The sequence below is a fragment of the Oleiphilus sp. HI0123 genome (genome assembly GCF_001635315.1).
The window spans coordinates 1-3432 of the sequence record NZ_LWGE01001317.1; the positions used below are offsets into that span (position 1 = coordinate 1).

The 3432-nt window shown below is 45.9% G+C and carries 4 protein-coding genes; all 4 read right to left on the reverse strand.

Annotated features, from left to right (window positions below; genetic code table 11):
* Positions 1-71: 71 nt before the first annotated feature.
* On the reverse strand, positions 72-482 hold the full coding sequence (locus A3761_RS16115; RefSeq protein WP_068512175.1) for a thioesterase family protein: 411 nt from the start codon (positions 480-482) through the stop codon (positions 72-74).
* Positions 483-670: 188 nt separating this feature from the next.
* Complete coding sequence (gene purH, locus A3761_RS16120; RefSeq protein ID WP_068512178.1) at positions 671-2248, reverse strand: bifunctional phosphoribosylaminoimidazolecarboxamide formyltransferase/IMP cyclohydrolase; 1578 nt, start codon at positions 2246-2248, stop codon at positions 671-673.
* A 41-nt stretch (positions 2249-2289) separates the two neighbouring features.
* Complete coding sequence (gene fis, locus A3761_RS16125; RefSeq protein ID WP_068506971.1) at positions 2290-2589, reverse strand: DNA-binding transcriptional regulator Fis; 300 nt, start codon at positions 2587-2589, stop codon at positions 2290-2292.
* A partial coding sequence (gene dusB, locus A3761_RS16130) for a tRNA dihydrouridine synthase DusB (protein WP_082870271.1) occupies positions 2586-3432 on the reverse strand: 847 nt, incomplete at its 5' end. The genes dusB and fis, both read right to left, overlap by 4 nt.

Genomic DNA, 3432 nt, shown 5'->3' on the forward strand with positions numbered 1-3432 from the left:
AGGAGATATAAAAAATAATTGTTCGTAAAATGGGCAAGAGTGGTTTTACGAACAACCAACTCTTATGAATGCTAAGCAGAGTTTGCAAGTTGGGCCAGCTTCTCTCTAGCTTGGTCGCGAATCGGCACAGCCTTATGTTCTTTGTTGTCCATTAATACAAAAGTATTGCTGGCATCTGCGATAATCGTGTTGCTACCTTCCAAGTAGATAGTTTGATCTATTTTACAGCTGGTATTACCTATGCGCATTACCTTGGTATGGATCTCGAGCTGATCATTGAAGAGGCATGGGTGACGATAGTTTATATTGCTATTTACCAAGGTCAGTGTCAGATCAAGCTGTGAGAAAAACTCTATGGCATTGAAGTTTTCAAACAATACCCAGCGAGCTTCTTCGAAAAAGCGGGTATAGCCGTTGTTGTTGAGGTGGCCGTGTTGGTCGAGGTGATAGCCCCTTACTTTAATGCGTACGTAATCTGACACTGTTGTTGCTCCATTAATGATAGAAGTCCGTGGAAGCCTTCGGGCGTCCGATTAATAGGTAAAAATAGTCTAGCGTATATTATTAGGTAGTGCTAACTAGAGGCAGAAGAGTAGATGTATAGCAGGAAGAGTACCGTGCACCAAGTCTCAAACAGAGGCGGGTGCACGGTCATACAGAGCTTATTTGCTTAGTGTCGGAAGTGACGCATTCCGGTAAATACCATTACCAAACCGTGCTCATCAGCTGCATCAATGACTTCTTGATCACGCATTGAACCGCCTGGCTGGATGACACAACTAACGCCGGCATTTGCGGCATTGTCTATGCCGTCTCTGAATGGGAAGAAGGCATCTGAAGCCATCATAGAGCCTTTCACGGCAAGTCCGGCATGCTCAGCTTTGATTGCTGCGATGCGTGCTGAATTGACACGGCTCATTTGCCCGGCACCAATACCGATAGTTTGAGCGCTCTTGCCGTAAACAATCGCATTGGACTTAACCATTTTAGCAACTTTCCAGGTGAATAAGAGGTCATCAATTTCTTCGTCTGTTGGCTGGCGCTTGGAGACAACAGTCAAATCTTCCTTACTGATCATGCCTAAGTCACGATCTTGCACCAGTAAGCCGCCATTGACGCGCTTATAATCGAAAGATGCTGCGCTGTCAGAAAATGCACCGCACTCTAGGAGGCGGACATTTTTCTTAGCGGCTACGGCTTCTTTCGCTTCGGCGCTAACGCTCGGAGCAATAATAACTTCAACAAACTGTCGGTCGACGATAGTTGTCGCGGTTTCCGCATCAAGCTCACGGTTAAAGGCGATGATACCGCCAAAAGCAGATTCAGGGTCCGTTGCATAAGCTTTTTCATAAGCCTCTAGAATAGAGCCGGCTTCTGATACGCCACAAGGGTTTGCGTGCTTGACGATGACACATGCAGGTTCGTCAAATAGCTTTACGGTCTCAAGTGCTGCATCGGTGTCGGCGATATTGTTGAACGAAAGCTCTTTTCCTTGAAGCTGTTTAGCGCCAGAGATTGAATCGGCTGGTGCATTCTTTTCAACATAAAACGCGCTGTTCTGGTGAGGGTTTTCACCATAGCGAAGTTCTTGAGTTTTGTTCATTTGAACGTTAAATGTTCTTGGGAACTCTTTGCTGCCACCTGGAACCAATCGGCCAAAGTAGTTGGCAATCGCGCCGTCGTAGGCAGCTGTATGTTCGTAAGCTTTAATCGCTAGGTCAAAACGTGTTTCCAAACTTGTGCAGGCATCGTTCTCACGCATTTGATCAAGAATGTTCTGGTAGTCGCTCGCATTAACAACGATATTTACGTGTGCATGGTTTTTAGCAGCAGCACGTACCATCGTTGGTCCGCCGATATCAATGTTTTCTACAGCGTCTTCTAGGCTGCAGTCTTCCTTTGCGACAGTTTGTTCAAAAGGGTAGAGGTTAACGACAACCATGTCGATAGCCTTGATCTCATGAGCTTGCATTACTTCGTCATCCTGACCTCTGCGCCCTAAAATTCCGCCGTGAACTTTAGGGTGAAGTGTTTTGACTCGACCGTCCATCATTTCGGGAAAACCGGTATAGTCAGAAACTTCGACAGCAGGAATGCTGTTAGACTGTAGTAATTTGTAGGTTCCGCCCGTTGAAAGTATTTCAACGCCCATATCGTTTAGGGCAGAGGCGAATTCAACGATGCCCGTTTTGTCTGAAACGCTGATTAGCGCTCTTTTCACCTGGACCAGATCGTTAGTATTGCTCATGTTTATTCCAAACCTGTATAAGAAAAATAAAAAACTCTGACTTAAAGTAGACCGTACTGCTTAAGCTTCTTGCGTAAGGTTCCTCTGTTTAAACCAAGTAGAACAGAAGCTTTGGTTTGATTGTTGCGCGTATATTTTAGTACTTGTTCAAGTAGAGGTGCTTCTACTTCTGAGAGAACTAGTTGATAAACATCTGTGACTGGAGCACCGTCAAGTTGTTCAAAGTAGTTGCTCAGCGTCTTCTCAACGCAATCCCTTAAAGTGGCAGCGTTTTCAATTTGAGTTTGACTGGTGTAGGTTTGTTCTTCTTGTTTGTCTGCAGCAAGCGCTTCTATAGTCATGCGGCTATTTCCCCGTTATTGATTTGATTGTTGATTTGCTTTTCGAACTCCGTGCGCACAGCCTCAAGCTGAGCTTCCGGTGTTTCAATTTTATTAAAAAATTGTCTAAATTCTTGGTGATTCGGTCTTGCCTTCAGATACCAGCCGACGTGTTTGCGAGCGATGCGATGACCCATTTTCTCACCATAGAACTGATGTAGTTCTTCTAGGTGATGAAGGATGATATCGCGAACGGTGGCCAACGGTCTTTCTTCACGCTTGGTACCGTGCTTAAGGTAGTGGTTGATATCATCAAAAATCCAAGGGCAGCCTTGTGCAGCTCGACCTATTAGCAGACCGTCAACTCCTGTTTGCTTCAATACCTGTTCTGCTTTCTCGGGCGAATCAATATCGCCGTTAGCAAGAACGGGTATGCTTATCGCCTCTTTTACTTGAGCGATGGTGTCGTATTCAGCTTGTCCTTGGTAAGCGCAAGCTCGAGTTCGGCCGTGAATGGCGAGAGCTGCAATACCGCTTTGCTCTGCCATTTTAGCGATCGTTAATGCATTTCGAGAGTTTTTATCCCAGCCAGTGCGTATTTTTAGCGTCACCGGAATGTCGACAGCCCCAACCACTGCACTTAGGATTTCCTTTACCAGGTCTTCGTCTCTCATCAGTGCAGAGCCTGCTGCTTTGTTACAAACTTTCTTGGCCGGGCAGCCCATATTGATGTCTATGATCTGTGCGCCTCGCTCCTGATTAAGCTCTGCCGCTGTTGCTAGCATTTCTGGATCGCCGCCAGCAATTTGTACAGATATAGGGTCACTCTCACCGGTATGGTCGAGACGATGCATTGACTTGCGT

What these genes read in the sequence shown, in the direction of transcription:
- purH (WP_068512178.1), bottom strand. Translation starts at nt 2,248, where the DNA reads ATGAGCAATACTAACGATCTGGTCCAGGTGAAAAGAGCGCTAATCAGC.
- fis (WP_068506971.1), bottom strand. Translation starts at nt 2,589, where the DNA reads ATGACTATAGAAGCGCTTGCTGCAGACAAACAAGAAGAACAAACCTAC.